We start from the raw sequence: 26,867 nt of genomic DNA on the forward strand, positions 1-26,867 counted from the left end.
GGCCGCCGCCGGGACCCCTTGCGGGGACCGGCGGCGGGCCGGGCGCTCGTGATCTGTGTCGTCATGAGCCGTTCGTCACTCGGTCGGGAGGGCCTGCATGGCCTTGATGAAGCCGTCCGTGTCGAGCGTTCCGTTGAAGAACTGCTGGATGGCCTTGTGCATGTCCGAGCTCGCCTTCTGCGGGTACGCCTGGTCCCAGGACAGCTGGAACGACGGGGCGTCGGTGACGAGGTCGTACTGGAAGTGCGAGTACTCGGGGGTGCCCGAGGTGTCGATGAACTTGTCGGTGTTGGTCGTGGTCGGCAGGTTGCCGATCTCCAGGTGCGCCTTGACGAACTCGTCGGAGTACATGAGCTTCAGGAACTCGGCGACGGCCTCGGGGTGCTTGGTCTTCTTCATCACCGAGTAGTAGTTGTTGGGGTTGCCGGCGACGTTGGCCGGGTCGCCCTTGCCGCCCTCGACGGACGGGAAGGCGGTGTAGCCGAGGCTCTTCTCGGCGAACTCCTTGTGGTCCGTCAGCTGCTGGGAGAAGTACCAGGAGCCCATCAGCTCGAAGCCGGCCTTGCCCGAGGCCACCAGCTGCACCGAGCCGCCGTTGGTGTACTTGACGGAGTCGTAGTTCTTGCCGAAGGCGCCGGAGTCGACGAGCTCCCTGATCATGCCCAGGGCCTTCTTGCTGTCCGCGCTCTCCCAGGCGCTCTTGTCGCCCTCGATGGCCTTCGCGAACAGCTCCGGACCGGCGATGCGGTCGTAGAGGTACTGGAACCACATCTGGGTGGGCCAGACGTCGCCGCCGCCGAGCGCGATCGGTGTGACGCCCTCGTCCTTGAGCTTCTCGACCGCGTCCAGCAGCTCGTCCCAGGTCTTCGGCGGCTGGACGCCCGCCTCGTCGAGGACCTTCTTGTTGTGGAAGAGCAGGACCGGCTGGGTGCCGCGCATCGGGACGCCGTACGGCTTGCCGTCGACGACGGCGTTGTCGAAGACGGCCGGCAGGAACTTCTTCTCCAGGTCCGGGTTCTTCTTGATGAAGTCGTCGAGCGGCAGCAGCAGGTCCGCGTCGACGAACGGCTTGATGCTGCCGCCGCCCCAGTTGTAGAAGATGTCCGGAGCCTGTGGCGTGCTGATGATCGTCTGAAGCTTCGTCTGGTAGTCGGCGCCGGGGATGGTGTCGAGGACCGCCTTGACGTCGGACGTCTTGTTGAAGGTGTCGACCATCTGCTGCTCGACCTTGTTGCTGGCGTCCCCGTAGACCAGGACATGGATCTTGCCGTCGTCCGACGACGCCCCGCCGTTCCCGTCACCGCAGGCCGACAGGCTCAGCGCCAGGGCGAGCGTCGCACCGGTGGCGACCAGTCTGGGCAAGCGCGCAGGTGTCTTCATCGTTCGCCTCTCGAAAGTTTCGGCATCATCACCGAAAGTCCATGCTGGTCGGACAGTAAAGTGAGACGGGATTTCTGGTCAATGGCCGTGCGGCTGCCGACTCAAAACGTTACCGATCGCATGGCCTATCCTGCCTGCATGCACGATGAAGTTGCGGTGGGAGCGAGGGTCACCCTGGCCGAGGTGGCGAAAGAGGCGGGGGTCTCCCCTCCGACAGTTTCGAAGGTCCTCAACGGTCGTTCGGATGTCTCCAGCTCCACCCGGGCCAGGGTGGAGCGGCTCCTGGAGGTGCACGGCTACCGCCGCCGGAACCCGAGCCCACCGCGCTCACCGTTGGTCGAACTCGTCTTCCACGAGCTGGACAGCGTCTGGGCGATGGAACTCGTCCGGGGCGTGGAGAACGTCGCCAAGGCCAACCGGACCGACGTGGTGCTCACCCGCAGCGGCACCCGGCACGCGCCCGCGGCGGACTGGATCGAGGGGGTGCTGCGGCGCAGGCCGCTGGGTGTCGTGCTGGTCTTCTCGTCACTCCCGGCCGAGGTGAAGCAGCGGCTCCGGGCGTGGGACATCCCCTTCGTCATCGTCGACCCGGCCGGCGACCCCGACCCCGACGTCCCGTCCGTGGGCTCCGCCAACTGGGCCGGGGGGCTCGCGGCCACCCGCCATCTCACCGACCACGGACACGAACGCGTCGCGATCATCACCGGGTTCGAGGACATGCTGTGCTCACTGGCCCGTCTCGACGGCTACCGCTCGGCGATGACCATGGCGGGCCTGCCGATCGACCCGCGCCTGGTCCGCTACGGCGAATACCACGTGCAGAGCGGCTTCGAGCACGGCATGGACCTGCTCGCCGGTCCCGACCGGCCGACGGCGATCTTCGCGGGCAGCGACCTCCACGCGCTCGGCGTGCTGGAGGCGGCCCGGCTCAGGGGCCTGCGGGTGCCGGAGGACCTCTCGGTCGTCGGCTACGACGACGTGCCGCTGGCCCAGTGGTCCAGCCCGCCGCTGACCACCGTCCACCAGCCGCTGCGGCACATGGCCGAGGAGGCCACCCGCATGCTCCTGCGCCCGGACGACCCCGGCCGCGCCGGCCGGCGCATCGAGCTGGCGACCCACCTCGTCGTACGGCAGAGCACGGCGCCGCCGGGGGGCGCGTGACGGGATCTCAGCCGGCCCGAGCCGATCTCAGCCGGTCTCAGCCGACCTCGGCCGGGTCGGCGGGCACCTCGGTCATGCGCTCGTCGTAGCCGGTGGCGGGGTTGACGACGCGGCCGGCGGCCCACCAGTTCTCGCGGGCCGTCTCGAAGGCGACCAGCATGACATCGTCCTCGGGGACGTCCGCGTAGAGCCGGAGGTTGTCGACGATCGACCGGAACAGCTCGGCCTTCTGCTCGGCGGGGCGCTGGTTGAAGGACAGTTGGATGAACAGGGTGTGCGGGCCGCGCCGGATGCCGAACACGACCGGCTGTATGACGAAGTTGTCGCTCGCGACCTCGTGGAAGACGTGGAACTGGTCGTCCTGGGGAATCTTCAGGACGTCGACCATGGCCTGGTGGACGGCCGCGGAGACGAGGCGGCGGTGTTCGGGCGTGGTTCCCTGTCGCAGGGTGATGGTGATCAGAGGCATGACCCCACGTTAGGAACCACGGAGACATTCCGACAGCGAATGTTCGGCATGCCGGGTATGCTCATTGCTCATGGGTGTGGCGGATGTGACGCTGGTCGGGCTGCGGGTGTTGCGCGAGGTGGCGGAGCGGGGCACCTTCACCGCGGCCGCTCGGGCCCTCGGGTACACGCAGTCGGCCGTCTCCCGTCAGGTGGCCGCGCTGGAACAGGCGACCGGTGCCCGGCTCTTCGACCGCTTTCCCGGCGGCGTACGGCCGACCGGACCGGGCCGCGCCCTGCTGCGCCACGCCGTTGCCGCGCTGGACGCCCTGGAGGCCGCCGACCGGGAACTGCGGGGTGCACAGGACACTGCCGGCCGGGTCCGGCTGGGGTTCTTCCCCGCCGCCGGAGCGGTGATGGTGGCCGACGCCCTGGCGGCGCTGCGTCAGGAACGCTCCCACCTCAGGGTGACGACGCGGGAGGGGAGCACGCCCGCGCTGGTGCGCGCGCTGCGCAGCGGCACCCTCGACCTCGCAATCCTGACCTCCAGGCCCCCGCACCGCTCGCCCGACACGGACGATCCGCCCCTGCGCGTCGAGCCCCTGCTGGAGACGCGCCTGGCGCTGGCCGTGGCTGCGGACGGCCCGTTCGCCGAACGCGGCACGGTCGGCGTCGAAGAGATCGCGGCGCAACCGTGGATCGCCGGTCCGGGCAGTGCGGGTGATCCCCTGCTCGGGGTCTGGCCGGGGCTGCCCGGGCGGCCCCGGATCGCCCACACCGCCCGCGACTGGCTGACCAAGCTCCATCTGGTCGCCGCCGGGGCGGGCATCACCACGGCCTCACCGACGCTGCTGCCCGTCGTGCCGCCGGGCGTGCGCTTCGTCGACGTCACGGGCGTCGCGCAGGAGGTACGACGCGTCGCCCTGGTGTCGTTGCCGGGCCCGGTCACGGCACCGGTCCGGTCCCTGGTCGACGCCCTGCGCCGTCGCGCCGCCGACCTGGCCGACTGACCGGACTCAGTCCCTCTGGTGCACCGTCAGAACGTAGCCCTCGGGCCCGACGAAGGAGAACATCGCGCCGAACGGACTGTCCGTGACCGGCGTGAGGATCTCGACGCCCGCTTCGGTGAGCCGGTCGTGGAAGGCCCGGGTGTCGGGGGTGGCGAACCACAGGGACACGCCGAGACCGGGCCGGCCGGAGTCGAGGTCGGTGCCGGGCAGTGGTTCGCGCACGGCCAGCGGCACCGGCTTGGTGTCGAAGACGACCGCGCCGGGGGGCGAGGCGGGGGTGCGGCGCAGGCCGAGGTTCTGCTCGCAGAACCGGGCGGCGGCCTCCAGGTCGCGGACCTGGAGGGCGATGAAGTCGGGGCCGTCGACGCTGCTGGTCATGGGTGTCTCCTCGCATCAATGTCAGGACTTTGACATCAACAACGCTAGACCTCCTCCGCACAGGTGTCAAAATGTGGACATGCAGAACAGCTCGCCCGTGGATCCGCCCCATCCGGCCGACGACGTGCTCGACCACGCGGGATACCGGCTCAAGCGCGCCCATGCCGCACTGCGCGGTGCTATGGACCAGGCGCTGCGCCTGCACGGCCTGACCGTGCCGCAGTACTCCTGCCTGGAAGTGCTCGCCGCACGCCCCGGTCTGTCCAACGCCGAACTCGCCCGCGCCACCTTCGTCACCCGCCAGTCCATGAACGTGGTCCTGCGCGGACTCCAGGACGAGGGCCTGCTCACCCGGCCCGCGACCGTCGACACCGGCCGCGCCCGGCCCGCCAGCCTCACCGACGAGGGCCGCCGTCGCCTCCACGCCGCACAGGGGGACGTCTACGCCGTCGAGGCCCGCATGATCCGAGCCATCCCCGCGGACCGCCTGGCCCCTCTGCTCGAGGACTTCGACCGTCTGGCACAGGCACTCGCCGACTGAGCGCTCCGGTCGGCCCGCTGGAGGCTCGACCCGGTACTTCATGGTGCCCACACGCACTCCGGTGCGCGAAACTATGGTGCCTCACCACATACGCCCCTGACCTGCCCCTTCCTACGGTATGGCGACACGCAACCGTCCCCCGTCGAACGCCAGGAAGTGGTGCCGATGTCGTCGCCCGCAACCGCTCCACCAGCTCCGTCCAACCTCAAGCGCATCGTCGCCGCGTCCCTCATCGGGACGACCATCGAGTGGTACGACTTCTTCCTCTACGGTTCCGCCGCCGCCCTCGTCTTCAACAAGCTGTTCTTCCCGGACTCCGACCCGCTGGTCGGCACGCTGCTGTCGTTCCTGACCTACGCCGTCGGGTTCGCCGCACGTCCGGTGGGGGCCCTGGTGTTCGGGCACTACGGTGACCGGCTCGGGCGCAAGAAGCTGCTGGTGCTGAGCCTGCTGATGATGGGCGGGGCCACCTTCGCGATCGGGCTGCTGCCCACCCACGCGACCGTCGGCACGGCCGCTCCCGTGCTGCTGACCGTGCTGCGGCTCGTCCAGGGTTTCGCCCTCGGCGGTGAGTGGGGCGGGGCCGTACTGCTGGTCTCCGAGCACGGGGACGCGCGGCGGCGCGGGTTCTGGGCGTCGTGGCCGCAGACCGGGGCGCCGGCGGGCCAACTGCTCGCGACCGGTGTGCTGTCGCTGCTGACGGCCCTGCTGTCGGACACCGCGTTCAACAGTTGGGGCTGGCGGATACCGTTCCTGCTCTCCGGGGTCCTGGTCATGGTCGGTTTGTGGATTCGTCTGTCTGTCGACGAATCGCCGGTCTTCAAGCAGGCGTTGGCGCAGGCCGAGACGCGGGAGTCACGGGCCGAGCCGATTCCGCTGGTGTCGGTGATGCGCCACCACTGGCGCGACGTACTGATCGCCATGGGCGCGCGGATGGCGGAGAACATCAGCTACTACGTCATCACGGCCTTCATCCTCGTCTACGCCACGACCGCGGCCGACGTCTCCAAGCAGACCGCGCTCAACGCCGTACTGATCGCCTCCGCCGTGCACTTCGCGGTCATCCCGGCCTGGGGTGCGCTGTCGGACCGGGTCGGCCGGCGTCCCGTGTATCTGCTGGGCACGGCCGGTGTCGGGCTGTGGATGTTCCCCTTCTTCCTGCTGATCGACTCCGGCCGCTTCGGCGGTCTGCTGCTCGCGGTGACCGTGGGACTGGTGCTGCACGGCGCCATGTACGCGCCCCAGGCGGCCTTCTTCTCGGAGATGTTCGCGACCCGGATGCGCTACTCCGGGGCGTCGATCGGCGCGCAGTTCGCCTCGGTGGCGGCCGGTGCGCCGGCGCCGCTGATCGCCACGGCGCTGCTGGCCGAGTACGACAGCTCGACGCCGATCGCGCTCTATGTGATCGGCGCGGCCGTGCTGACGCTGATCGCGGTGGGTGTGGCCAGGGAGACCCGCCACCGGGATCTGACGGACGACTTCATGTCCGCCCCCGGGGACGGAGACGGGGACGGGGGCGTGGAGGGGCCGGTGACCGGCTCCCCCGCGCAGGGTGCGCGCAGCGTCTGAACCGCCCCGCCACCGGCCCCCGTACGCCCGTGCGTGCGGGGGTCAGTGCCGTGCCGGGATCGACAACCGGTGGAGTCTGAGCGCCAGTTGTATCTCCAGTGCGCGGTCGGGACGCTGCCAGTCGTCGCCCAGGAGGCGGCCGACGCGCTCCAGGCGCTGGGCGACCGTGTTCACATGGACGTGCAGTTCCTCCTTGGTGCGGGCCGGGCTCATGCCGCAGGCGAAGTACGCGTCGAGGGTGCGCAGCAGTTCGGTGCCGCGCCGCTCGTCGTAGGCCACGACCTGGCCGATGGTGCGCTCGACGAACCCGGGAACGTTCTGGTCCCCGGCCAGCAGCAGGCCCAGGAACCCGAAGTCCTCGGCGGCGGCGCCGTCCCCGGAGCGGCCGAGCAGACGCAGGGCGTCGAGGCAGCGTCCGGCCTCGCTGTAGGCGGCGGCCACGGCGTCGGGGTGGGCGGCGAGGTCCGCCACGGGGGCGGAGGCGCCGACGGTGACGGCCTCGTGGACGGCGCGGCCCAGGTGCCGGGCGGTGCGGCGGGCCAGGTCGGTGGCGCCGGCCCCGGCGGTCAGGGGCAGCAGCAGTACGGTGCCGCCGTCCCGGGCCGCGGCCAGGCCGTGCCGGGTCGCGGCGAGGTGGGAGGCCGCGGCCCACAGGCGTCTGCGCGCGTCCGCCTCCTGGTCGGCGTCGGGCGCGGTGGCCTCGAGGCGGGCGGCGAGTACGACGTGGGTGGCGGACAGGTCGGCGTGCAGCCGTCGGGCCCGGTCGCTCAGCACGCGCGGGTCGCGGTCGCGGGCGTCGAGCAGGTCGTCGAGCAGTTCGCCGCGGACGCGCTGTTCGGCCTCGGCGGCGGAGCGGCGGGCGAGCAGCAGCAGGGAGGTGACCATCGCGGCGCGTTCCAGGGTGAGCTGGTCGACGGGGTCGAGGCCGGGGTGGCCGCGCAGGACGAGGGCGCCGAACAGCTCGTCGCCGGCGGTGACGGCGGCGATCCAGTCCTCCTCGTGGCGCACCGCGTGTCCCTCGGCCCGGGACGCCTCCAGGGCGCGGGCCGGCGCCGAGGCGGCCTCGGTGAACTCGACGGTGCCGGCCAGGACCTGCGAGACGGCGGCGGCCACGTCGTGCACCCCGCCACCGCGCAGGACGAGTTCGGTGAGCCGGTCGTGGACGTCCGAGGCGCGCTCGATGACGCCGCTGCGGTCCCGGATGATCTCGTTGGCCCCTTCCAGCCCGGCGAGGGCGGAGCGGGTCTCGGCGAGCAGGTTCGCGGTGTCGATGGCGGCGGCCGCGAGGGCGGCGAAGGAGCCGAGCAGGGCGATCTGCTCGCGTTCGAAGACCCGGGCGCGCCGGTCCGCGGCGAAGAGCACGCCGATGACGTGGTGGCCGAGCATGAGGGGCACGCCGAGGATGGCGACCAGGCCCTCGTCGCGTACTCCCGCGTCGATGGTGCCGGTGTGCTGGAAGCGGGCGTCCTTGAAGTAGTCGTCGGTGACGTAGGGGCGGGCGGTCTGGGCGACCAGGCCGCCGAGGCCCTCCCCCATGCCGAGGCGCAGTTGCTGGAAGCGGGCGGCGACCGAGCCCTCGGTGACCCGCATGTAGGTGTCGCCGTGGTCCGGGTCGTTGAGGCTGAGGTAGGTGACGTCGGTGCCGAGCAGGGAGCGGGCCCGCTGCACGATCGCCCGCAGCACCGCGTCCAGGTCGCGCAGTCCGGCGAGGTCGTGGGCCGTCTCGAACAGCGCGGACAGCTCGGCCTCCCGCCGGCGCCGGCCCTCCAGCTCCGAGCGCACCCGCAGCGCGAGGTGCTTGGCCCGCTCGAGCGCGTCGATCCGCTCGGGCGGCCCTCCCTCGGCGCGGGCCAGCAGCACCGGCTGCTCGTAGGCGTCGGCGGAGGCGCCGCGGGCCAGCAGCTCCAGGAACGGCGTCTCGGCCGACTGCGCGTGATCGCGGGACATGCCCCCAGGATTCCCCATCGCCCACTCGTCCCGGCAGCCCTGTGGAAAACTCCGGCTCAGTGGGCGGTCCAGCCGCCGTCCAGGACGAGTGAGGTGCCCGTGACGTAGGACGCCCGCGGTCCGCACAGGTACGCCACCGCCTCCGCGACCTCGTCCGGTTCGATCAGCCGCCGCAGGGCGCTGTCCCGCAGCAGTACGTCGGAGAGCACCTGCTCCTCGGGGATCCCGTGGGCCCGGGCCTGGTCGGCGATCTGCCGCTCCACCAGCGGGGTGCGTACGTAGGCGGGGTTCACGCAGTTGGAGGTGACCCCGTGGGCGGCGCCCTCGAGGGCGGCGGTCTTGGAGAGTCCCTCCAGTCCGTGCTTGGCGGACACGTAGGCCGCCTTGTAGGCCGAGGCGCGCAGGCCGTGGACGGAGGAGATGTTGACGATGCGGCCCCAGCCCTGCCCGTACATGTGGGGCAGGGCGCCGCGGATGAGCCGGAAGGGGGCTTCCAGCATCACGGTGAGGACGGTGTGGAAGACGTCTGGCGGGAACTCCTCGATGGGCCGCACGAGCTGAATTCCGGCGTTGTTGACGAGGACGTCGGTGCCGGCGGCGGCGCGTTCGGCCGCGTCGAGGTCGGTCAGGTCCAGGACCTGGGTCTCGACACCGCCCGCGAGGTCCCCGCAGCTCTCGGCGAGCGCGTCCAGTCCGGCGGCGTCCCGGTCGATCGCTCTGACCTCGGCGCCGGCGGCGGCCAGTCGCAGCGCGCAGGCACGGCCGATGCCGCCGGCGGCGCCGGTGACGAGAGCGGTGCGGCCGTCGAGGTCGAGCGAGGAGGCGTGGCGGGCCGGAAGGACGCTGGGCGAGGTCATGTCCCGACCCTAGGCAGCGTCCACCCGACCCCCCATGTGGGCACGCCCCATACTTCAGAAGGAACCAGTGGGTTCGAACCATGTGGGGGCGTCGGACAGTGCCTGCTTGACCCTGGTCTGCCCGAACTCCTTGAGGTCCGGCAGCGCGTCCACCGCGAACCAGCCCACGTCCAGCGACTCGTCGTCGTTGACCCGGGCCTCGCCGCCGACGGCCCGGCAGCGGAAGGTGACGTCCATGAACTGGCAGACGTCACCGTTGTCGTAGGTGACCGGAGTCAGCGCCTGGACGAGGACCAGCCGCTCGACGACGCACCGGACGGCGGTCTCCTCCTCCACCTCGCGCACGGCGCAGGCGGCGGGCTGCTCTCCGGGCTCCGGGATGCCTCCGATGAGCGACCAGCGCCCGTTGTCGGACCGTCGGCCGAGCAGGACTCTGCCCTCGTCGTCGAAGACGACGGCGGTGACCCCGGGCAGCCACAGCAGTTGGTGTCCGGCCGAGGCGCGCAGGTCGCGGATGAAATCGGGAGTAGCCATGCGTCCGACCCTAACGGGGCGGCCCGGACCACTCCCGACGCTGCCACGGGGCGTGCGACGGGCGTACGGCTACACGTCGCGGGCGCGTCGCCCGCGCACACCGGCGCCCACGGCCCAGCCGAGCCCGCCCGCCGCGACCAGCACCAGGGCGATCTCGGGTGCGATGCCGAGCCGGGTGGCGGGTGTCTTGGAGGAGCGCAGGGGCACCTCCTGGACCAGGGAGTCCGCCACGAACATGCCGGTCTTCTGGGTGATCCTGCCGTCCGGCATGATGATCGCGCTGACGCCGCTGGTCACCGGCACGGTGACGGTCCTGCTGTGCTCGACCGCGCGGACGCGGGACATGGCGAGCTGCTGGTAGGTCATCTCGCTGCGGTCGAAGGTCGCGTTGTTGCTGGGCACGGAGATCATCTGGGCGCCGTCGGTGACCTCGGAGCGCACGGCCCAGTCGAAGGCCGCCTCGTAGCAGGTCGCCAGGCCGACCTTGGTGCCGGCCATGGTGAACACGCCGGGCTCGGTGCCCCTGCTGAAGTCCCGGCTGACCATGGAGGTCCAGTCGTCGTTGATCGCGCCGATCAGCGAGCGCAGCGGCAGGTACTCCCCGAAGGGCTGGATCTGCCGCTTGTCGTAGGTGTCGACGGGGCCCTTGTCCGGGTCCCAGAGGATCTGTTCGTTGAGCAGCTTGCCGTCGCGTTCCACGACGCCGCCGACCGAGATGGGCGCGCCGATCGCCTTGGCGGCCCGGTCGATGACCAGGCGGGCGTCGGCGTTGGCGAAGGGGTCGATGTCCGAGGAGTTCTCCGGCCAGAGCACGAAGTCGGGCTGTTCCGCCTTGCCCGCCTCGACCTCGGCGGCCAGGCGGTTCGTCTCGCGCGCGTGGTAGTCGAGTACGGCCCTGCGCTGGGCGTTGAAGTCGAGGCCCGCGCGGGGCACGTTGCCCTGGATCACGGCGACGGTCGCGGTGCCGTCCTCCGCCTCGTCGCTGACCAGCGGCCGGGCGGCCACGGCGCCCACGACGGGCACGGCCACACCGAGGATCGCCACGGCCGCGGCACTCCGCCGTACCGCGCCGCCCCGGCGCGCCCGGACGGCCAGACGTACGGCCTCGTAGAGGCCGAAGCCGCACAGGACGACCGCGAAGCCCAGGACCGGCGTGCCGCCGACCGCGGCGAGCGGCAGGAAGACACCGTCCGCCTGCCCGAACGCGATCTTGCCCCAGGGGAAGCCCTCGAAGGGCACACGCGCGCGTGCGGCTTCTCCCGCGATCCACAGGGCCGCCGCCCAGAGGGGCCATCCCGGCAGCTTCGACACCGCGGCGACGCCCGCTCCGACCACCGCGACGAACATCGCCTCGATGGCGACCAGGGCGAGCCAGGGGCCCGGGCCGACCTCCACGCCGGTCCACACCAGCAGGGGCAGCAGGAAGCCGAGGCCGAAGAGATAGCCGAGGCCGAGCCCTGCCTTCCAGCCGCGCCCGCGCAGTACCCACCCGAACACGGCGAAGGCGGGCAGGGCCAGCCACCACAGGGTGCGCGGCGGGAAGCTGATGTAGAGCAGCACTCCGGAGAGCGCGGCGGCGGCGGCCGGGACGAGGCGCAGGAGCCGCGCGGTGACCCGGGAGGCGGGCGTGGTCTGCGGCTGCGTCCGGTCCGACTCGCCGACGGAGGTTGCGGTGGCTGTCACCCCCCGGAGTGTACGGCGGGTGACCTGGCCGCGGACAGGACGGTCCGGGGAGGCCGTGGGCCCTGGGCAGCGGGCGCCGCATCGTTTCGCCACAACCGGGTGCCGACCGGTCCACAATCCGCCGACCAGCCGTTACGGTGTGCCGGAGCCTCGGTCGCCGGCCCGATCCTGCCGGGCGGCGGAGGCGCGTCAGGTCGGGGGCGACGCGGGCGGGGGACACGGTGGGTTCGAGGGGGACGACGTCTGCGGCCGGTGCGGTCGCGGACGGCGGGAGACGCGGCGGCGCGGACACGGCGGGGGTGGTGATCCTCGGTGCCTGCGCCTCCTGGTCGCTGATCACCGCCGCCGCGCGCGACGGGCGCCCGGAGGGTGTGCTGCTCGCGGTGCTGGCCGTGGCCGCGGGGTACGCCGCGGGGCGGATCGGCGGGGCGCTGGTGCCGGTGGCCGCCCCTTGTGCGGCCGCGCTGGCCGGGACCGTCCTGACGGTGGCCGTTCCGCATCTCGCGCCCGGGCCGCGCATCACCGCGCCGCTCGGGCACGCCGGTGCGAGTGCCGCCCTGCTCGCGCTGTCGGCGGGCGCCGCGTGCTGCGGGGCGTGGGCCAGTGGGGTGCCGGCCGTGCGGGCCGCGTTCCGGTTGCTGGCCGTCGGGATCGCCGTGACCGCGGCCGTACTGGGCTCGGTGGCCGGCTGCGTCGCCTGTGCGGTGGTGCTGCTGTGCTCGCTCGCCGCCGGCCGGGTACGCCGCCGCGGTGGATGGATCGCCGCACTGGGTCTCGCCGCGGGCCTGGTGACGGGCCTGACCTGGGCGGTCCTGGGCAGTTTCGTGCCGGACGGGCTCGCCGCCTCGCTGGAGGGCCGGCTCACCTCCCGTCGCGTCCGGCTGTGGGCCGACGCGTGGGAGCTGCTGCGCGGGGACATGGCACTCGGGGTCGGCCCGGGACGGTTCGGGGCGTCGAGCCCGACGGCCGCCCTCTCGCAGGTGCCGGACGGCCGGCCGCACTCGGCCGTGTGGCAGCAGGCGGCCGAACAGGGGGTCGTGGGCGTGGTGCTGCTGGCCGCGGCCTTCGGCTGGGTGCTGTACGCGCTGTGGCGCTCGCCGCGTCCCACGCCGGTCGTCCTCACCGCCGGTGTCGCCCTCACCGGGCTCGCGGCGATCGCCGCCGTCGGCAACGCGCTGAGCTTCACCGCGGTGCCGGTGGGGGCGGGACTCCTCGCGGGGCTGGCCACGGCCCGGCCCTTCGCCGACGAGTCTCCGGCACGGGCCACCGGCGTACGACCGCGGGCCGGTCGGCCGTCCCGGTGAGGGCCGCGGCGACCGGCGCCGCCGCAACCGGTCCCTTCGGCCCGGTCGGTTCACCCGGTGGGCGCCGCGCCGTCAGTGTGCGGGACCGGGTGCCTTCGGACGCAGCCGGTCCTTGATGACCTGGACGGCCGCCTCCGCGTCGTCCACGGTGATCGTGAAGGTGTGGCCGTCCCACAGCCGCAGGATCAGACCCTCCCCGCGCCGCACGACGACGGCGGTGCCCATCTCCGGCCGCCACCGGTAGCCCCAGCCGCCCCAGTGGCGCGGGGTGACGTGCGGGGCGAACTCGGCGCCGGCGACGTGCGAGAGGGGGATGCGGCGGCGGGGCACTCCGATGTGGCCGCAGCGTACTTCGAGGCAGTCGTCGTCGACTCTCAGCGCGACGTGCACGAACGCGAGCGTGCCGAAGAGGACCAGCAGTCCCGCCGCGATGCAGCCGACGACCGCCATGGCCAGCGGGGCGACGCCGGACTCCCAGGCGGAGTCGACGGCCAGGGCGATGCCGAGCGCCACGCAGGCGGCGCCGATGAGCGCCAGGAACCACTGGACCCGGTTGGTGGCCCGGCCGGTCCAGACGTTCGGCTGTGGTGGGACGGTCTCGCCGTGGCGATGCCTCATGGCTATGAGGTTACTCATGTTTCGCTGCGCGGGTACCGCGTCGCGCAGGGTGACTGGGCCGACCGGGCGGCCCGGCCGGTCAGCGGGCCGGCGTGACCGCGCGCAGGAGCCTGCCCTCGGCGTAGGCCAGCGCGGGCGCGGGCAGCGTGCCCTCGCGTCCGCTGAGCAGGACGGTGAGGGTTCCCTCGGCCGGGGCGCCGGGGTCGGGCCGGGCTCCGACGCGGCGCAGCGCCTGGGCGGCCACCGCGCCGGCCGAGCCGTGCAGGACGAGGCGCGGGGCGCCGGGGCGCTGGACGGCGGCGCGGATGCGCTCGGCGACGAGTTCGTAATGGGTGCAGCCCAGGACGACGGTCGTCACGTCGTCGGGGGTCAGGGCGGCCGCGGTGTCGACGGCCGCGGTGATGGCCGCCTCGTCCGCGTGCTCGACGGCGTCGGCGAGCCCCGGGCACGGCACCTCGGTGACCCTCGCGTCGCCGGCGAACTCCTCGACCAGACCGCGCTGGTAGGGGCTGCCGGTGGTGGCGGGCGTCGCCCAGATCGCCACGGGGCCGCCGCCCGCCGCCGCGGGCTTGATCGCCGGCACGGTGCCGATGACGGGCACCCCGGGCTCGAGCCGGGCGCGCAGTGCGGGCAGCGCGTGCACGGTGGCGGTGTTGCAGCCGACGATCAGGGCGTCCGGACGGTGCGCGGCGGCGGCCTCGGCCACGGCGAGGGCACGCTCGGTCAGGTCCTCGGACGTGCGCGGGCCCCAGGGCATTCCGTCGGGGTCGAGGGAGAGGATGAGATCGGCGTCCGGTCGCAGGCGCCGTACCGCGGCGGTGGCCGCCAGCAGACCGATTCCGGAGTCCATGAGCGCGATCTTCACCCGGCCACCATAGACGATGCGCCGCCACCGGCCGGTGTCGTGGGGCAGACTGCGCACGTGAGCGCCGATGTGTGGACGTCCGTCGTGACCGTCGTACCCGCCGTGTCCCTCGCCGCCTGGCTGTGGCTGCTGTTCGCCCGGGGCTTCTTCTGGCGCACGGACGTCAGACTTCCGGCCCAGGAGGAGCCCGGCGTCTGGCCCTCGGTGTGTGTCGTGGTCCCGGCGCGCGACGAGGCGGCGGTCCTGCCCTCGAGCCTGCCGTCGCTGCTCGCCCAGGACTATCCGGGGCGGGCCGAGGTCTTCCTGATCGACGACGGCAGTACGGACGGCACGGGTGAGCTGGCGTGCGAGCTGGCCCGGCGGCACGAGGGTCTGCCGCTCACCGTGGCATCGCCCGGGGAGCCGCCCGCCGGCTGGACGGGCAAGCTGTGGGCGGTGCGGCACGGCATCGGCCTGGCACGCGCGCGTGAACCCGAGTACCTGTTGCTGACGGACGCCGACATCGCGCACGCGCCGGACAGTCTGCGCGGGTTGGTGTCGGCGGCCCACGCCGGAGGTTTCGACGTCGTCTCGCAGATGGCCCGGCTGCGCGTGGAGAGCGTGTGGGAGCGGCTGGTGGTGCCGGCCTTCGTCTACTTCTTCGCCCAGTTGTATCCGTTCCGGTGGATCGGCGGTGGCCGCAAAGGGAGCAGGGAAGGGAACACGGGGAGCGGGGAAAGGAAGGGGACGCGGACGGCGGCAGCGGCGGGCGGCTGTGTACTGCTGCGTGCCGAGGCCGCCGAGCGGGCGCGGATCCCGGACGCCATCCGGCACGCCGTCATCGACGACGTGGCTCTCGCGCGGGCGGTCAAGGGCGGCGGCGGCCGTGTCTGGCTGGGGCTGGCCGACCGGGTGGACAGCGTGCGTCCGTATCCGCGGCTGCACGACCTGTGGCGGATGATCTCGCGCAGCGCCTACGCGCAACTGCGGCACAACCCCCTGCTGCTCGCCGGAACGGTCCTCGGGCTGGCGCTGGTGTACCTGGTGCCGCCTGCGGCGGTGCTGGTCGGCGCGGCGACGGGGCAGGCGGCGACGGCCGTTCTCGCCGCCGCCGCCTGGCTGGTGATGGCGGGGACGTATCTGCCGATGCTGCGTTACTACCGGCAGCCGTTGTGGCTCGCTCCGCTGCTGCCGCTCACCGCGTTCCTGTATCTCCTGATGACGGTGGACTCGGCGGTGCAGCACTACCGGGGGCGCGGTGCGGCCTGGAAGGGCCGCACCTACGCCCGTCCGGACGCCGTGGCCGAGGAGGGCTGAGCGCCGGCCCGGCAAGGGGTCACTTCCGGCCGGGAGTCCAGTTCATGCCCCACCCGTAGGCGTGGTCGACGGTCCGCTGCGGGCTCACCCGGCGCTCGGGGACCAGGTAGCGGGCCTCGCGCTGGACGACGAGGTCGTTCCCGGTGTTGGTGATCAGCGCGAGGGCGCACACCGTCGAGGGCACGGTGCACTCGTCGAGCGAGAAGTCGATCGCCGCGCCGTACTGCGGCTGGAGGGTGACCGTCGCGTGCAGGTCGGCGAAGGAGCGGGCGCCCTCGTAGATGGTCACGAAGACGAGGACGCGCCGGAAGTGCTGCTTGTGGTCGAGGTTGATCGTGAGGTTCTCGCCGGTCGCCACGGAGCCGGTGCGGTCGTCGCCGTCGAGGAGGATGAACGGCGGCTGGTGCAGCGCCCCGAAGGCGTTGCCGAGTGCCTGGACCACGCCCTTGCTGCCGTCGCTCAGTTCGTACAGGCAGCACAGGTCGAGGTCGAGGTCGTCGTGCATGGCGACCGGGCGGCCGAGCTTGCGGGCCCAGCCCGAGAACTGCTTGCGCACCTGCCAGTTGAGGTTGACGCGCATGGCGCCCGAGGTGCCGCCCTGCTTGGTCAGCGAGACGGACGGCGCCGCCTTGGTGAGCGTGACCTTGGTCAGCCGGACCGGCGCGGCGGAGGGCGGCGCAGGGGGCGCGGCGGGTGCTGAAGGGGGCATCGTGGCCGCGGGGGCGGGCGGGGTCGGCGGGGCGAGCGGGGCTGTCTGGGGTGCTGGGGGTCCTGGGGGTGCTGCGGGTGCCGGGGGTGCCTGCTGCGGCTCGTCCACCGAGATCCCGTAGTCCGTGGCCAGGCCCTCGAGCCCGCGGTCGTAACCCTGGCCGACGGCACGGAACTTCCAGGCGCCCTGCCGACGGTAGAACTCACCGAGTACGAAGGCCGTCTCCACTGTCGCGCCCGGGTTGTCGAAGCGGGCCACCACGGTGTTCCGCGCGGCGTCGCGGACCTCGATGTACAGATCGGGAACCTGCCCGAACGATCCGCCGTCCGAGGAGGCGGCGAGGACAATGGTCTCGATCGCGGGCTCCACGCGCGCGAGGTCGAGAAGCAGACTGTCGCTCACCCGGCCGCCGGCGTCCCGCTTGCCCTCGTGGCGGACCGCGCCGGAGGAGTGGGCCGACTGGTTGTAGAAGACGAAGTCCGCGTCCGAACGGACCTTCCCGCCCACCAGGAGGAGGGCGGAGGCGTCCGCGTCGGGTACGCCGGGGCCGGTACGCCAGCCCAGTTCGACCCGCAGCGCCGTCGTCGGCACCGGGGTGTTCGATCCTTTCGACATTGACATGTCCGCCCCCATCACGTGTCACCGAGCCGGGCCGTGTCCCGGCGAATCGTCGAGTTTTCCAAGCCCAACCTATTCTTCCCGGCGCCCGTTGCTCCCGAGGAGTTCGGCGGGACGCCCGGCCAACCACCGGTAACCCGCCTGGAACTCGGCCTTTACCTTAAAAAGGCGTGGCATGGCGCCCCATTTTCCCAAGTTCGCTCGCATTGGGGATCCCAGGTCACTGAGGACACGGAAAACAACCCTCTTATCGGTCTCCCCAACCAGCACATCGTGGGCTTAACTTATGGCCATGACCTCCCCCCGCTCCACTTATGGCGGCGGCTACTACTCCGCCTCCTTCCCGGACACCCCGATCTACGACTCGCTCGTGGCCGAACGGGGCACCCCGCAGATCGCCCCGATCCGGGTCCCCGCCGCGTACGACATGCCGAGCAGCAGCCATCTGCCCGCGCTGCCGTCCGCCCTGCCCGCCCTCCCGGCGGGCCCCTCGCAGCCCTCCTACGGCTACCAGCAGCAGATGCCGCAGCCCGCACCGCTGCAGCAGGCGCCCGCCGCGTACATCCCGCACCAGGCCACCGCGCCGCGCGGGTACCCCGGTCCGCAGCAGCCCCGCCCGGCCGCGCCCGGCCCCGCGGGGTACGAGGCGATGCGCCCCGCGTCTCCCCGGCCGGCCCCCGCGCCGTACCAGGACCCGTACAACCAGCAGCAGTACCGCGGCTACTGAGCCGTCCTCCGGGTTGCCGCTGCGGGAAGCCGCCGTGGAGCCCCGGGGCCGGCCGGTGACCGACGCCGGACGCTGACCGACGACGGGGGAAAGGTCGTCACGCGACGCCGGCAGCCGCGCCGCGCCCCGGCCGCCGCCGAGCTTGTGCCCGGCGGCGGCGTACGGCTGTCCGCGCACGGCCTGCGGACCCACGGCCCGTGGACCCGCGGCCCTGCGGTACGCCGTGCCGGGCGAGGCCGTCTCCTGCGCCCTCCTTCACCCCTCCTCACCCTCCTTCGCCCTCCTTCGCCGACGGCTTTCCGTTCCCGCTGACGACGACCGCGTCCGCCGTGCCACCGGCCGGGTTCCGGACAAACGGCCCGGAACCGGGAACCCGGTCCGTGGTCCGCGCGTTGGGCTGTGTGAGAGCTTCATGAGAACCCTGCGGGCAAGGGCCACCGAGCGGGGGCGGTGAGGAGCGGGAAGGGGGTGCGTGTGTGCGTGCGATCAGGGGTCTGTGGCGCTGGCGGGGCAATCCGCTGTGCCGCACGACCGACCTGGCCGAGGCCTGGGTGGCCCTGACCGCCTTGCTGCTGATCGTGTCCGTGGCGCCGCTGGCAGGCGTCCTCGTGGGCGGCGTGGCGCAGAATGCCCTGCAACGCTCGGTGCGCGAACAGCACCAGACCCGGCACCGGATGACGGCCACCGTGGTCCGTGCCCTGGAGCGTTCGCCCCTGACCGTCGACCCGGAGAGTGCCTCCGGCGGGGATCTGCGCCGTCGGGTCCTCGCCCACTGGACCGCGCCGGACGGCTCGCGGCACGAGGGCCCCGTCATGGTGGGGATCGACGACCCGGGCAGCGGCGACCGGTTCGCGATATGGACGGACGCGCGGGGCCGGGCGGTGGCCCACCCGCTGGACTCCGCCACCGCGACCACGCACGCCGTGCTCGCCGGCTTCGGCACCGCGGTGGCGGCCGGGGCCCTGGTCGAGGCCGTCCGGCGGATAGCCGTGGGGCGCATGGTCCGCCGCCGGTACGCCCGCCTGGAGCAGGAGTGGGACCGGGCAGGACCGGACTGGGGCAGGACCGGCGCGGGTAGCTGACGGGCTTGCGCCTACGGTCAACTCACCACCTGCGCGCACGCTACGGTGGACCGGCCGAACCGAATCGGCGACGACCCGCGTACGACGAGGTGGGGGCACAGCAACGCCATGGCACAGGGCACGGTCCAGGTGACGCACACCGGCACCTCGCGGTGGCGGCGCCGCACAGGTGAGTACGCATCGCTCGCCGCCGCCCTGGAGGCCGCGGCCGACGGTGACGTCCTCACCGTCGCCCCCGGGACCTATCGGGAGAACCTCGTCGTCCAGCGGGCGGTGACCCTGCGCGGTCCCGAGGGTGTCCAGGGTTCGGTCCGGATCGCGCCCGGCGACGGCGTCCCGCTGACCGTGCGCGCCTCGGCGGTGATCCAGGACCTGCACGTCGAGGGCCAGGACGCGGCGGCGCCCGCGGTGCTCGTCGAGGACGGTACGCCGGAGCTGCTGGGCCTGCGGGTGGTGGCGCGTTCCGCCTCCGGGATAGAGGTGCGCGGCGGCGCGCGACCCACGGTGCGGCGCTGCACGGTCGACAATCCGGCCGGTGTCGGCATCGCCGTCCTGGACGGCGGGGGCGGCGTGTTCGAGGAGTGCGAGGTCGTCTCGGCCGGGCAGGCGGGCGTCGCGGTGCGCTCCGGCGCCCACCCCCGGCTGGAGCGCTGCCGGGTGCACCACGCGGCGGGTTCCGGTCTGACGGCGACGGGTGAGGGCTCCGCGCTGGAGGCCGTGGGCTGCGAGGTCTACGAGGTCCGGGGCAGCGGTGTGCAGATCACCGGCCGGGCCACGGCCCACCTGACCGACTGCGACGTGCACCGCACCACCGGCGACGGCGTCACGCTGGACACGGACGCGGTCCTCACGCTCGCCGACTGCCGCATCCACGACATCCCGGAGAACGCGGTCGACCTCAGGTCGCGTTCCGTGCTCACCCTGACCCGCACCAGCGTGCGGCAGTTCGGGCGCAACGGCCTGTCGGTGTGGGACCCTGGCACCCGGGTGGACGCCAACCAGTGCGAGATCTTCGACAGCACGGGCGACTATCCGGCGGTCTGGGTCAGCGACGGCGCGACCGCGGTGCTCGACTCCTGCCGGGTGCACGACGTGCCGGACGCGCTGTTCGTGCTGGACCGCGGTTCCCGCGTGGACGTCGTCGACAGCGACCTCTCCCAGGTGCGCAACACCGCCGTGTCGGTGAGCGACGGCGCCACCGCTCAGCTCGACGACTGCCGCATCCGGGACGCGGCCACCGGCGCCTGGTTCCGCGACCACGGCAGCGGCGGGACCCTGAACAACTGCACGCTGGACGGCAATCGGACCGGCGTGATCGTCACCAAGGGCGCCGACCCCACCATCGAGCGCTGCACGGTCGACTCCCCCTCCGAGGCCGGCGTCTACGTGTCGGCAGGAGGCCGCGGCACCCTGCTGAACTGCCGGGTGACCGGCAGCGCGGGCTACGGCTTCCATGTGATCGACGGCTGCCGTACGACGCTCAAGAAGTGCCGCACGGAGCGCTGCGCGCGCGGCGGGTACGAGTTCGCGGACGGCGGCCCCGACACGGCGTACGACTCGGGGCCGCTCGTCGAGGACTGCACCAGCGACGAGAGCGGCGGCCTGACGGCGCCCGCCGCGCCGGAGCCGGTCGTGCAGGCGGCGGCCCAGTCCCCCGGTCTGCTGGGCTCCATCCCGGGGCAGCGCACCACCGAGCAGGAGCCGCTCATCGCGGCCGCCGCACCGCAGGAACCGGCACGTACCTCGAAGGCCGTACTCGGTGAACTGGACGCGCTGGTGGGCCTCGACAGCGTCAAGCGCGAGGTGCGGGCCCTGACCGACATGATCGAGGTGGGCCGGCGCCGGCAGCGCGCGGGCCTGAAAGCCGCGTCGGTCAAGCGGCACCTGGTCTTCACCGGCTCCCCCGGCACCGGCAAGACGACGGTCGCCCGGCTGTACGGCGAGATCCTCGCCTCGCTCGGGGTGCTGGACAGGGGCCACCTGGTCGAGGTGTCCCGGGTGGACCTGGTGGGCGAGCACATCGGCTCCACGGCGATCCGCACCCAGGAGGCGTTCCAGCGGGCGCACGGCGGCGTGCTGTTCATCGACGAGGCGTACGCGCTCTCCCCCGAGGACGCGGGCCGGGACTTCGGCAAGGAGGCCATCGACACGCTGGTCAAGCTGATGGAGGACCAGCGGGAAGCGGTCGTCGTGATCGTCGCGGGCTACACGGCGGAGATGGAGCGTTTCCTGTCCGTCAACCCCGGTGTGGCGTCCCGCTTCTCCCGGACCATCACCTTCGGCGACTTCGGCCCTGAGGAGCTGCTGCGGATCGTGGAGCAGCAGGCCGACGAGCACGAGTACCGGCTGGCGCCCGGGACGGCCGAGGCGCTGACGAAGTACTTCACCGCGATCCCCAAGGGCCCGGCCTTCGGCAACGGGCGCACCGCCCGCCAGACCTTCGAGGCGATGGTGGAGCGCCACGCGAGCAGGGTCGCCCAGCTCGGCGACCCCAGCACGGACGAGCTGACCCTGCTCTACGCGGACGACCTGCCGGATCTGCCGTAGCCGGGCAGGCGGCGCTCGTGCCGGAGGGGACTGCCTGAGGGGACCAGGGGACTTGGGGACTAACAGTCCCCGGGTCCGTCGTCCGCCGCCGGTACCGGTGCCGGGCCCTCGGTGTGGCGTGGCGCCGGTACCTCCGGACGCAGCCGGGCCAGCAGCCGCCCGCGCTCCTCGGCGAAGGCGGGGTCGGCCTGGTAGTCGGAGTGGCCCAGGATCGGCGCCGGCAGCGGGTGGAGTTCGGTGCGGCCGTAGGTCAGCGGGTCCTTGAGGGGCGCGCGGTCCACCGCGGGGCCCGAGTCGCCGGGCAGCCGCATCGGGCCGCCGATGGGGTCGGTGCGCCGGTAGAGGTTGCGCCAGCAGTCGACCTCCTCGTGCAGCGAGGCGAGCGCGGCCGGTCCGAAGTGGGCCGGGAACCAGCGGCCGTACAACCGCTCCAGCGGGGAGCCGTACGTGAGGAGGGCGACGCGCCTGCGGGCGGACGGCTCCAACTGCCAGGACGCGGCGGCGGCGAGGACACTGCCCTGCGAGTGCCCGGAGATGACCAGCCGCCCGCCGGTGGCCCGGGTCCAGGTCGCCATCCGCCAGGTCAGGTCGGGCACCGCGCGCTCGGCGTAGCAGGGCGGCGCGAAGGGGTGGGCGGCACGCGGCCAGAAGGTGCCGACGTCCCACAGGATGCCGATGCTGCGCCGCGCGGAGGCGTCCTTGTAGGCGCGCCTGCCCCAGGTGACGAACAGTATGAACCCCAGGCCGATCAGCCAGGAGCCCAGCTCCTGCGCGGTCTGGGCGGCCCCCTGGACGACGGCGTACGTCCCGCGCGCGGCCTCGCCCGGCACCTGGTCGGTCGCCAGGGCGCCCACCAGGGCTCCGGCGCCCAGCAGCAGGGTGGTGGCGGAGGTGATGGCGACGAGGAAGGGTGCCCGGTCGGTGAGGGTGGCCATGGCGCGGGTGAGCGCGATGCGCCGGGTGCGCCCCGTGTCGCCGGTCTCCCCCGGGTGGTCGCGTTCCACGGCGTCCCGTTCGGCGCGGGCGAGGCGCAGGGTGTGCCGGGCGAGCGCGGCGCACAGCAGAGCCACGACGACGAGCAGCGGCGGGATGATGGACGCCTGCCAGGTCAGCAGGACGGGCGGGCCCTCGAGAAAGGTGCCGGTGCCGTCCATCCAGTCGGAGACGCGCTGGGCGACGCCGCCGGACATCACGCCGCCCAGCGCGCAGGCCAGCATGGCGACGGCGGGGCCGCCCAGGCCGCGGATCGCGGCGCGGGCGTCGGGACGGCTGCGGTGGAGCTGGTGGGCGACCACGGCGAGGGCGACGACCAGCAGTCCCTGCACCAGGGCGATGCCGCCGAACGTCATGTCCCCGGGCAGCCGGCCGCCGGACGTCCACGCCGGGCGGGCCCAGCCGCCGTAGAGCAGGGCGAGGACGAACAGGGCGAGGGCGGCCAGCGGCAGGAGTCGTACGAGGCGCTCGTCGAGTTGCCGGTCGAGGCGGTTCTCGCTGCGCCCGCGGCGGCAGACCACCGCGACGACGGCGACCGCTCCGGCGGCCAGCGCCCCCACCAGGGTCCAGCCCAGCGTGTCGAGCAGCGTGGGGCCGCCCGGCCGGCGGTCGAAGCGGGCCGCCGGTGTGCCGACCGCCGCGGCGACGGTCAGCAGGCCGGCGGCGGTGTGCGCGGCGCGCAGCCGGGCCACCAGACGGCGCCCGTACCAGAACCCGGGCCGGCCCAGCGCGGTGTGGCCGGGGTCCTCCTCGGCGTCGGTCTCGCGGTCCATCGGCTGCTGGGACTCGTAGGCCCGCCAGGTGCGCAACGACAGGTACCACAGCAGCCCGGTCAGTGCGGCGGGCACCGCTGCCGCCAGGGCGAGCCTGCGGCCGGGCGGACTCCACCAGCCGCCGTCCGAGACCACCGGCGACAGGAAGCCCAGCCAGGAGTGCCGCTCGGCACACGCGCGGGTGCCCGCGCACTGCCAGGCCACGAGGTCCAGCGCGACCTCGCAGGCGGCGGCGACCAGCAGCACCGTGAGCGTCAGGCCGGCCAGCCGCACCAGCAGCCCGTACAGGCGGACCGTCCGGATCCGGTCGTGGGCGGTGGGCCGCATCCAGTGGGCGAGGTTGACCACCATGAAGGGCAGGAGCAGCAGCCACAGGGCGCGGGTGCCGTTGCCCGAGGTCAGGTTGCACCAGACGTAGGCCTCGGGCACCGGCCGGCCCCGGTAGTCCTCGGGCCGGGACTCGGCGTCGGCGTCCTCGGTGCGCCGGAAGACGGCCGCGATGTGGTCGCCGGTGATCCGCACGGTCCGCGGGTCGTCCAGCATGTCGGCGGGTGTCGTGCCGCCCACCCCGTGCACCAGGAGTTCCAGTGCGGTGCCGCTTCTCCCGTCCGCCCCATCCGTGTCGCCGCCCGTACCGCCGCGCGGTCCGGGGGTCTCGTGCCCGCCCGTCCCGGCCCTTTCCTGCGCCTGTCCCACTGTCCGCACTCCCCCGTGACGCGCCGTCGGCTCTGTCCGTGCGGGCACAAGGATCTCCACTCCGCGGGCCTCGTACACCCCTCGGCACGGAATCTCCCCGATCCGTGCGACCTGTGACGGCGGGACGGGCCGCGGGGGCGGTACGGGAGTGACATGTGCGCGCCGGGCGGGCGGTGGCGCGGCCGGTGACGTGGCGTGCGAGGATGGGCGTCCACGCACGGGTGCGAGGAGAAGTCCTCATCAGAGCGAGTGCGTCGGTGAATCGGTGTGTCGGTGTGTCGGTGTGTCGGACGGTTTCGCGGCGAAAGGACCGAAGCGTACGTGAGTGAGAATCCGAACCTCCTCGCGGAGCAGCGCCGCGCCCTGATCCTGGACGAGGTGCGCCGCCGGGGCGGCGTCCGGGTCAACGAGCTGACCCGCAAGCTCGGCGTGTCGGACATGACGGTCCGCCGCGACCTCGACGCGCTGGCCCGGCAGGGCGTGCTGGAGAAGGTGCACGGCGGCGCGGTCCCGGTGGCCGAGGCGAGCACCCACGAGCCGGGGTTCGAGGCCAAGTCGGGTCTGGAGCCGACCGCCAAGGAGGACATCGCGCGGGCCGCCGCGGAGCTGGTCGCGCCGGGCGCCGCGATCGCCCTGTCGGGCGGTACGACCACGTACGCGCTGGCGCACCGGCTGGTGGACGTGCCGGAGCTGACGGTGGTCACCAACTCGGTGCGGGTGGCCGACGTGTTCCACGTGGCGCAGCGCACCTCGGGTGCGCGGCAGGGGTCGGCCACGGTGGTGCTCACCGGTGGGGTGCGCACGCCCTCCGACTCGCTGGTGGGCCCGGTCGCCGACCAGGCGATCGCGACGCTCCACTTCGACGTGCTGTTCCTCGGCGTGCACGGGATATCGGCCGAGGCGGGCCTGTCCACGCCGAACCTCGCGGAGGCCGAGACCAACCGGCGCCTCGTACAGTCGGCGCGGCGGGTCGTGGTGGTCGCGGACCACACCAAGTGGGGTGTCGTGGGCCTGAGTTCGTTCGCGACGCTGGAGCAGGTGGACACGCTGGTGACCGACGCCGGGCTGTCGGCACAGGCCCGCGAGGAGGTCGCCGAGCACCTCAGCCTGGTCGTGGCGGGCGAGTCGGAGACCCCTACCGACTGACTTCGGCGTGCGCGGGCGCCCGCGCACGGCCCCGCTGACACCCGACCCGCTCCCGGATATCGTGGCGGCCACCCGTCCGACCGTCCGCGTGGGCGGCTTCGTACATTCGTACAAGGGGGTTGTGGCCATGGCTCGCCGTCTGCGTCCGGTGGGTCTCGACTTCGTCGAGACGGCGCCGGTACGCCTGGTCTTCGCGCGGGAGATCTCCGCGGCTCCGGACCGGGTCTTCCGCGCACTGGCCGAGGACGTGCCCGGCTGGACCGCGTGGTTCTCCGCGGTGACGTTCGCCCGGCCCATCGGTGAGGGCGCGGGGCGCGAGATCCGGCTCAGGGGCGGTACGCGCTTCGTGGAGACGGTGTTGGCGGCCGAGCGGCCCGAGGTGTACGCCTATCGCGTCGACGTCACCAACGCGCCGGGGGCCCGGGCCATGCTCGAGGAGTGGCGGCTGGCGCCGGCCGGGACCGGCACCCGGGTGCGGTGGACGTTCGCGGCGGACGGCACGGCGCCGTTCCGTTTCGTGCTCGACCGGGCGCGTCCGGGGTTGGGGCGGGCCTTCCGGGGCGCGGTCACGTCGCTGGACCGGCGGCTGACGCTCCCGTAGTGCCGCGGTCGGCTCAGCCGGTCCAGGTGCCCGTGCGCAGCAGGGAATCGATGGCCGCCGTGTACGGCTCGATGTCGAGGCCCTGTTCGGCGAGCCAGGCGTCCGAGTAGTACTTGTCGAGGTACCGGTCCCCCGGATCGCACAGCAGCGTCACGACGCTGCCCCGGTCCCCGGCGGCCACCATCTCGGCGACGATCTTCAGCGCGCTCCACAGCCCGGTGCCCGTGGAGCCGCCCGCCTTGCGGCCGATGGCCCGCTCGAGCGAACGTACGGCCGCGACGCTCGCCGCGTCCGGCACCTTCATCATGCGGTCGATCGCGCCGGGTACGAAGCTCGGTTCCATCCGGGGCCGGCCGATGCCCTCGATCCGGGAACCGCGGTCGCAGGCCACGTCGGGATCGCCGGTGGTCCAGCCCTCGAAGAAGCAGGAGTTCTCCGGGTCGGCGACGCAGACGCGGGTGTCGTACTGCATGTAGTGGACGTAGCGCGCGAGGGTCGCCGAGGTGCCTCCGGTGCCGGCCGTGGCGACGATCCAGGACGGCTCGGGATACCGTTCCAGCCGCAGTTGACGGAAGGTCGACTCGGCGATGTTGTTGTTGCCGCGCCAGTCGGTGGCGCGTTCGGCGTAGGTGAACTGGTCCATGTAGTGGCCGCCGGTCTCCGCCGCGAGGCGGGCGGACTCCTCGTACATGCGACGGGAGTCGTCCACGAAATGACATCGGCCGCCGTGGAACTCGATCAGGCGGATCTTCTCGGTGCTGGTCGTGCGGGGCATGACGGCGATGAAGGGCGCGCCGATCAGCTTCGCGAAGTACGCCTCGGAGACCGCCGTCGAGCCGCTGGACGCCTCGATCACCGGGCGGTCGGGCCGGATCCAGCCGTTGCACAGGCCGTAGAGGAACAGGGAACGGGCGAGCCGGTGTTTGAGGCTGCCGGTCGGGTGGGTCGACTCGTCCTTCAGATACAGGTCGATGCCCCAGTGTTCCGGGAGCGGGAACAGGAGCAGGTGGGTGTCGGCCGAGCGGTTGGCGTCGGCCTGGACCTTGCGGACGGCCTCTTTCAGCCATGCGCGGTAGGTGGTGTCGCTGTGGTCCACGTCGAGGGTGGCGCCGGTGCGGGTCGGTCGGGGAGTGCTCACGACGGGGCTCCTTACGCTGTACGCCGACGGCGTGCAGCGCGGCCGACGCCTCGATCATAAACACCTTCCACACGCTTCTCACCTGCATAAACACACCTTTGGGCGCCTCAAAGGCACCCTGGGGCGCCGCGGTCGTCGCGACGGGGGGCGCATTCGCGCGAGTGCTCCGGTCGCCTCCGGAAAGGAACGGTGCGTACTGGTGCTCGGGGCGCGGTACGGGCAGACTGCCAGCGGGCGGGACGGGGTT

23 protein-coding genes and 1 pseudogene are annotated in these 26,867 nt (G+C 72.9%); 12 read left to right on the plus strand and 12 right to left on the minus strand.

What is annotated here, in order from left to right; genetic code table 11:
- Nucleotides 1–75: 75 nt before the first annotated feature.
- Nucleotides 76–1,380: an ABC transporter substrate-binding protein gene (locus KUM40_RS30445; RefSeq protein ID WP_217169413.1), complete on the minus strand. Its 1,305-nt coding sequence runs from the start codon at nt 1,378–1,380 to the stop codon at nt 76–78.
- Nucleotides 1,381–1,518: 138 nt separating this feature from the next.
- Between KUM40_RS30445 and KUM40_RS30450 the strand changes: the two genes are divergently transcribed.
- Nucleotides 1,519–2,541, plus strand: a complete 1,023-nt coding sequence (locus tag KUM40_RS30450) for a LacI family DNA-binding transcriptional regulator (protein ID WP_217169414.1) — start codon at nt 1,519–1,521, stop codon at nt 2,539–2,541.
- 37 nt (nt 2,542–2,578) lie between these two features.
- Here the strand turns inward: KUM40_RS30450 and KUM40_RS30455 are convergent, their stop codons facing one another.
- On the minus strand, nt 2,579–3,010 hold the full coding sequence (locus tag KUM40_RS30455) for a tautomerase family protein (RefSeq protein ID WP_217169415.1): 432 nt from the start codon (nt 3,008–3,010) through the stop codon (nt 2,579–2,581).
- A 70-nt stretch (nt 3,011–3,080) separates the two neighbouring features.
- On the opposite strand from KUM40_RS30455, the gene KUM40_RS30460 reads away from it, so the two are divergent.
- Nucleotides 3,081–3,998, plus strand: coding sequence for a LysR family transcriptional regulator (locus KUM40_RS30460; RefSeq protein WP_217169416.1), 918 nt, complete (start codon nt 3,081–3,083; stop codon nt 3,996–3,998).
- A gap of 6 nt (nt 3,999–4,004) precedes the next feature.
- Here the strand turns inward: KUM40_RS30460 and KUM40_RS30465 are convergent, their stop codons facing one another.
- Nucleotides 4,005–4,376, minus strand: a complete 372-nt coding sequence (locus tag KUM40_RS30465; protein WP_217169417.1) for a VOC family protein — start codon at nt 4,374–4,376, stop codon at nt 4,005–4,007.
- A 79-nt stretch (nt 4,377–4,455) separates the two neighbouring features.
- Between KUM40_RS30465 and KUM40_RS30470 the strand changes: the two genes are divergently transcribed.
- Together KUM40_RS30470 and KUM40_RS30475 are read left to right on the plus strand one after the other, a co-directional pair.
- Nucleotides 4,456–4,917 (plus strand): MarR family winged helix-turn-helix transcriptional regulator, encoded by a 462-nt coding sequence (locus tag KUM40_RS30470; protein ID WP_217169418.1) that lies wholly within the window; start codon nt 4,456–4,458, stop codon nt 4,915–4,917.
- 165 nt (nt 4,918–5,082) lie between these two features.
- Nucleotides 5,083–6,486, plus strand: coding sequence for an MFS transporter (locus tag KUM40_RS30475; protein WP_217169419.1), 1,404 nt, complete (start codon nt 5,083–5,085; stop codon nt 6,484–6,486).
- 42 nt (nt 6,487–6,528) lie between these two features.
- Here KUM40_RS30475 and KUM40_RS30480 read toward each other — a convergent pair whose 3' ends face one another.
- The 4 genes from KUM40_RS30480 to lnt all read right to left on the minus strand — a co-directional run bounded on the left by KUM40_RS30480 (nt 6,529) and on the right by lnt (nt 11,507).
- Nucleotides 6,529–8,433 carry a GAF domain-containing protein gene (locus tag KUM40_RS30480; protein WP_217169420.1) on the minus strand — a complete coding sequence of 635 codons (1,905 nt, stop codon included), beginning with the start codon at nt 8,431–8,433 and terminating at the stop codon, nt 6,529–6,531.
- A gap of 56 nt (nt 8,434–8,489) precedes the next feature.
- The gene (locus tag KUM40_RS30485) at nt 8,490–9,290 is read right to left on the minus strand and encodes a 3-hydroxybutyrate dehydrogenase (protein ID WP_217169421.1); all 801 of its coding nucleotides are present in this window, start codon (nt 9,288–9,290) and stop codon (nt 8,490–8,492) included.
- A 54-nt stretch (nt 9,291–9,344) separates the two neighbouring features.
- On the minus strand, nt 9,345–9,824 hold the full coding sequence (locus KUM40_RS30490; RefSeq protein WP_217169422.1) for an NUDIX domain-containing protein: 480 nt from the start codon (nt 9,822–9,824) through the stop codon (nt 9,345–9,347).
- Nucleotides 9,825–9,893: 69 nt separating this feature from the next.
- Entirely contained in the window at nt 9,894–11,507 is a 1,614-nt protein-coding gene (gene lnt, locus KUM40_RS30495) for an apolipoprotein N-acyltransferase (RefSeq protein ID WP_217169423.1), read from the minus strand.
- A gap of 299 nt (nt 11,508–11,806) precedes the next feature.
- Here lnt and KUM40_RS30500 point away from each other — a divergent pair, with 299 nt between their 5' ends.
- Nucleotides 11,807–12,811: an O-antigen ligase family protein gene (locus tag KUM40_RS30500; protein ID WP_308401279.1), complete on the plus strand. Its 1,005-nt coding sequence runs from the start codon at nt 11,807–11,809 to the stop codon at nt 12,809–12,811.
- 72 nt (nt 12,812–12,883) lie between these two features.
- On the opposite strand, the gene KUM40_RS30505 is transcribed toward KUM40_RS30500, so the two are convergent.
- Together KUM40_RS30505 and KUM40_RS30510 are read right to left on the minus strand one after the other, a co-directional pair.
- Nucleotides 12,884–13,429 carry a hypothetical protein gene (locus KUM40_RS30505; RefSeq protein WP_217169425.1) on the minus strand — a complete coding sequence of 182 codons (546 nt, stop codon included), beginning with the start codon at nt 13,427–13,429 and terminating at the stop codon, nt 12,884–12,886.
- 79 nt (nt 13,430–13,508) lie between these two features.
- Entirely contained in the window at nt 13,509–14,294 is a 786-nt protein-coding gene (locus tag KUM40_RS30510; RefSeq protein ID WP_217169823.1) for a glutamate racemase, read from the minus strand.
- Nucleotides 14,295–14,333: 39 nt separating this feature from the next.
- On the opposite strand from KUM40_RS30510, the gene KUM40_RS30515 reads away from it, so the two are divergent.
- On the plus strand, nt 14,334–15,590 hold the full coding sequence (locus tag KUM40_RS30515; protein WP_217169426.1) for a glycosyltransferase: 1,257 nt from the start codon (nt 14,334–14,336) through the stop codon (nt 15,588–15,590).
- A gap of 19 nt (nt 15,591–15,609) precedes the next feature.
- Here KUM40_RS30515 and KUM40_RS30520 read toward each other — a convergent pair whose 3' ends face one another.
- Nucleotides 15,610–16,914, minus strand: coding sequence for a TerD family protein (locus KUM40_RS30520; RefSeq protein WP_217169427.1), 1,305 nt, complete (start codon nt 16,912–16,914; stop codon nt 15,610–15,612).
- 295 nt (nt 16,915–17,209) lie between these two features.
- Here KUM40_RS30520 and KUM40_RS30525 point away from each other — a divergent pair, with 295 nt between their 5' ends.
- The 4 genes and pseudogenes from KUM40_RS30525 (at nt 17,210) to KUM40_RS30535 (ending at nt 21,273) form a co-directional block, all read left to right on the plus strand.
- Complete coding sequence (locus KUM40_RS30525) at nt 17,210–17,644, plus strand: DUF6643 family protein (protein ID WP_217169428.1); 435 nt, start codon at nt 17,210–17,212, stop codon at nt 17,642–17,644.
- 13 nt (nt 17,645–17,657) lie between these two features.
- Nucleotides 17,658–17,827: pseudogene (locus tag KUM40_RS41740) on the plus strand (MOSC N-terminal beta barrel domain-containing protein); the annotation flags it as partial.
- 293 nt (nt 17,828–18,120) lie between these two features.
- Nucleotides 18,121–18,726, plus strand: a complete 606-nt coding sequence (locus KUM40_RS30530) for a hypothetical protein (RefSeq protein WP_217169429.1) — start codon at nt 18,121–18,123, stop codon at nt 18,724–18,726.
- A 108-nt stretch (nt 18,727–18,834) separates the two neighbouring features.
- Complete coding sequence (locus tag KUM40_RS30535) at nt 18,835–21,273, plus strand: right-handed parallel beta-helix repeat-containing protein (RefSeq protein ID WP_217169430.1); 2,439 nt, start codon at nt 18,835–18,837, stop codon at nt 21,271–21,273.
- A gap of 59 nt (nt 21,274–21,332) precedes the next feature.
- Here KUM40_RS30535 and KUM40_RS30540 read toward each other — a convergent pair whose 3' ends face one another.
- Nucleotides 21,333–23,735 (minus strand): hypothetical protein, encoded by a 2,403-nt coding sequence (locus KUM40_RS30540; RefSeq protein WP_217169431.1) that lies wholly within the window; start codon nt 23,733–23,735, stop codon nt 21,333–21,335.
- 321 nt (nt 23,736–24,056) lie between these two features.
- On the opposite strand from KUM40_RS30540, the gene KUM40_RS30545 reads away from it, so the two are divergent.
- Together KUM40_RS30545 and KUM40_RS30550 are read left to right on the plus strand one after the other, a co-directional pair.
- Nucleotides 24,057–24,881 (plus strand): DeoR/GlpR family DNA-binding transcription regulator, encoded by an 825-nt coding sequence (locus KUM40_RS30545; RefSeq protein ID WP_217169432.1) that lies wholly within the window; start codon nt 24,057–24,059, stop codon nt 24,879–24,881.
- A gap of 127 nt (nt 24,882–25,008) precedes the next feature.
- Complete coding sequence (locus KUM40_RS30550; protein WP_217169433.1) at nt 25,009–25,482, plus strand: SRPBCC family protein; 474 nt, start codon at nt 25,009–25,011, stop codon at nt 25,480–25,482.
- A gap of 13 nt (nt 25,483–25,495) precedes the next feature.
- Here the strand turns inward: KUM40_RS30550 and KUM40_RS30555 are convergent, their stop codons facing one another.
- Entirely contained in the window at nt 25,496–26,620 is a 1,125-nt protein-coding gene (locus tag KUM40_RS30555) for a PLP-dependent cysteine synthase family protein (protein ID WP_217169434.1), read from the minus strand.
- Nucleotides 26,621–26,867: the final 247 nt, after the last annotated feature.

This window comes from Streptomyces sp. AC512_CC834 (assembly GCF_019049325.1).
Lineage (GTDB): Bacteria > Actinomycetota > Actinomycetes > Streptomycetales > Streptomycetaceae > Streptomyces.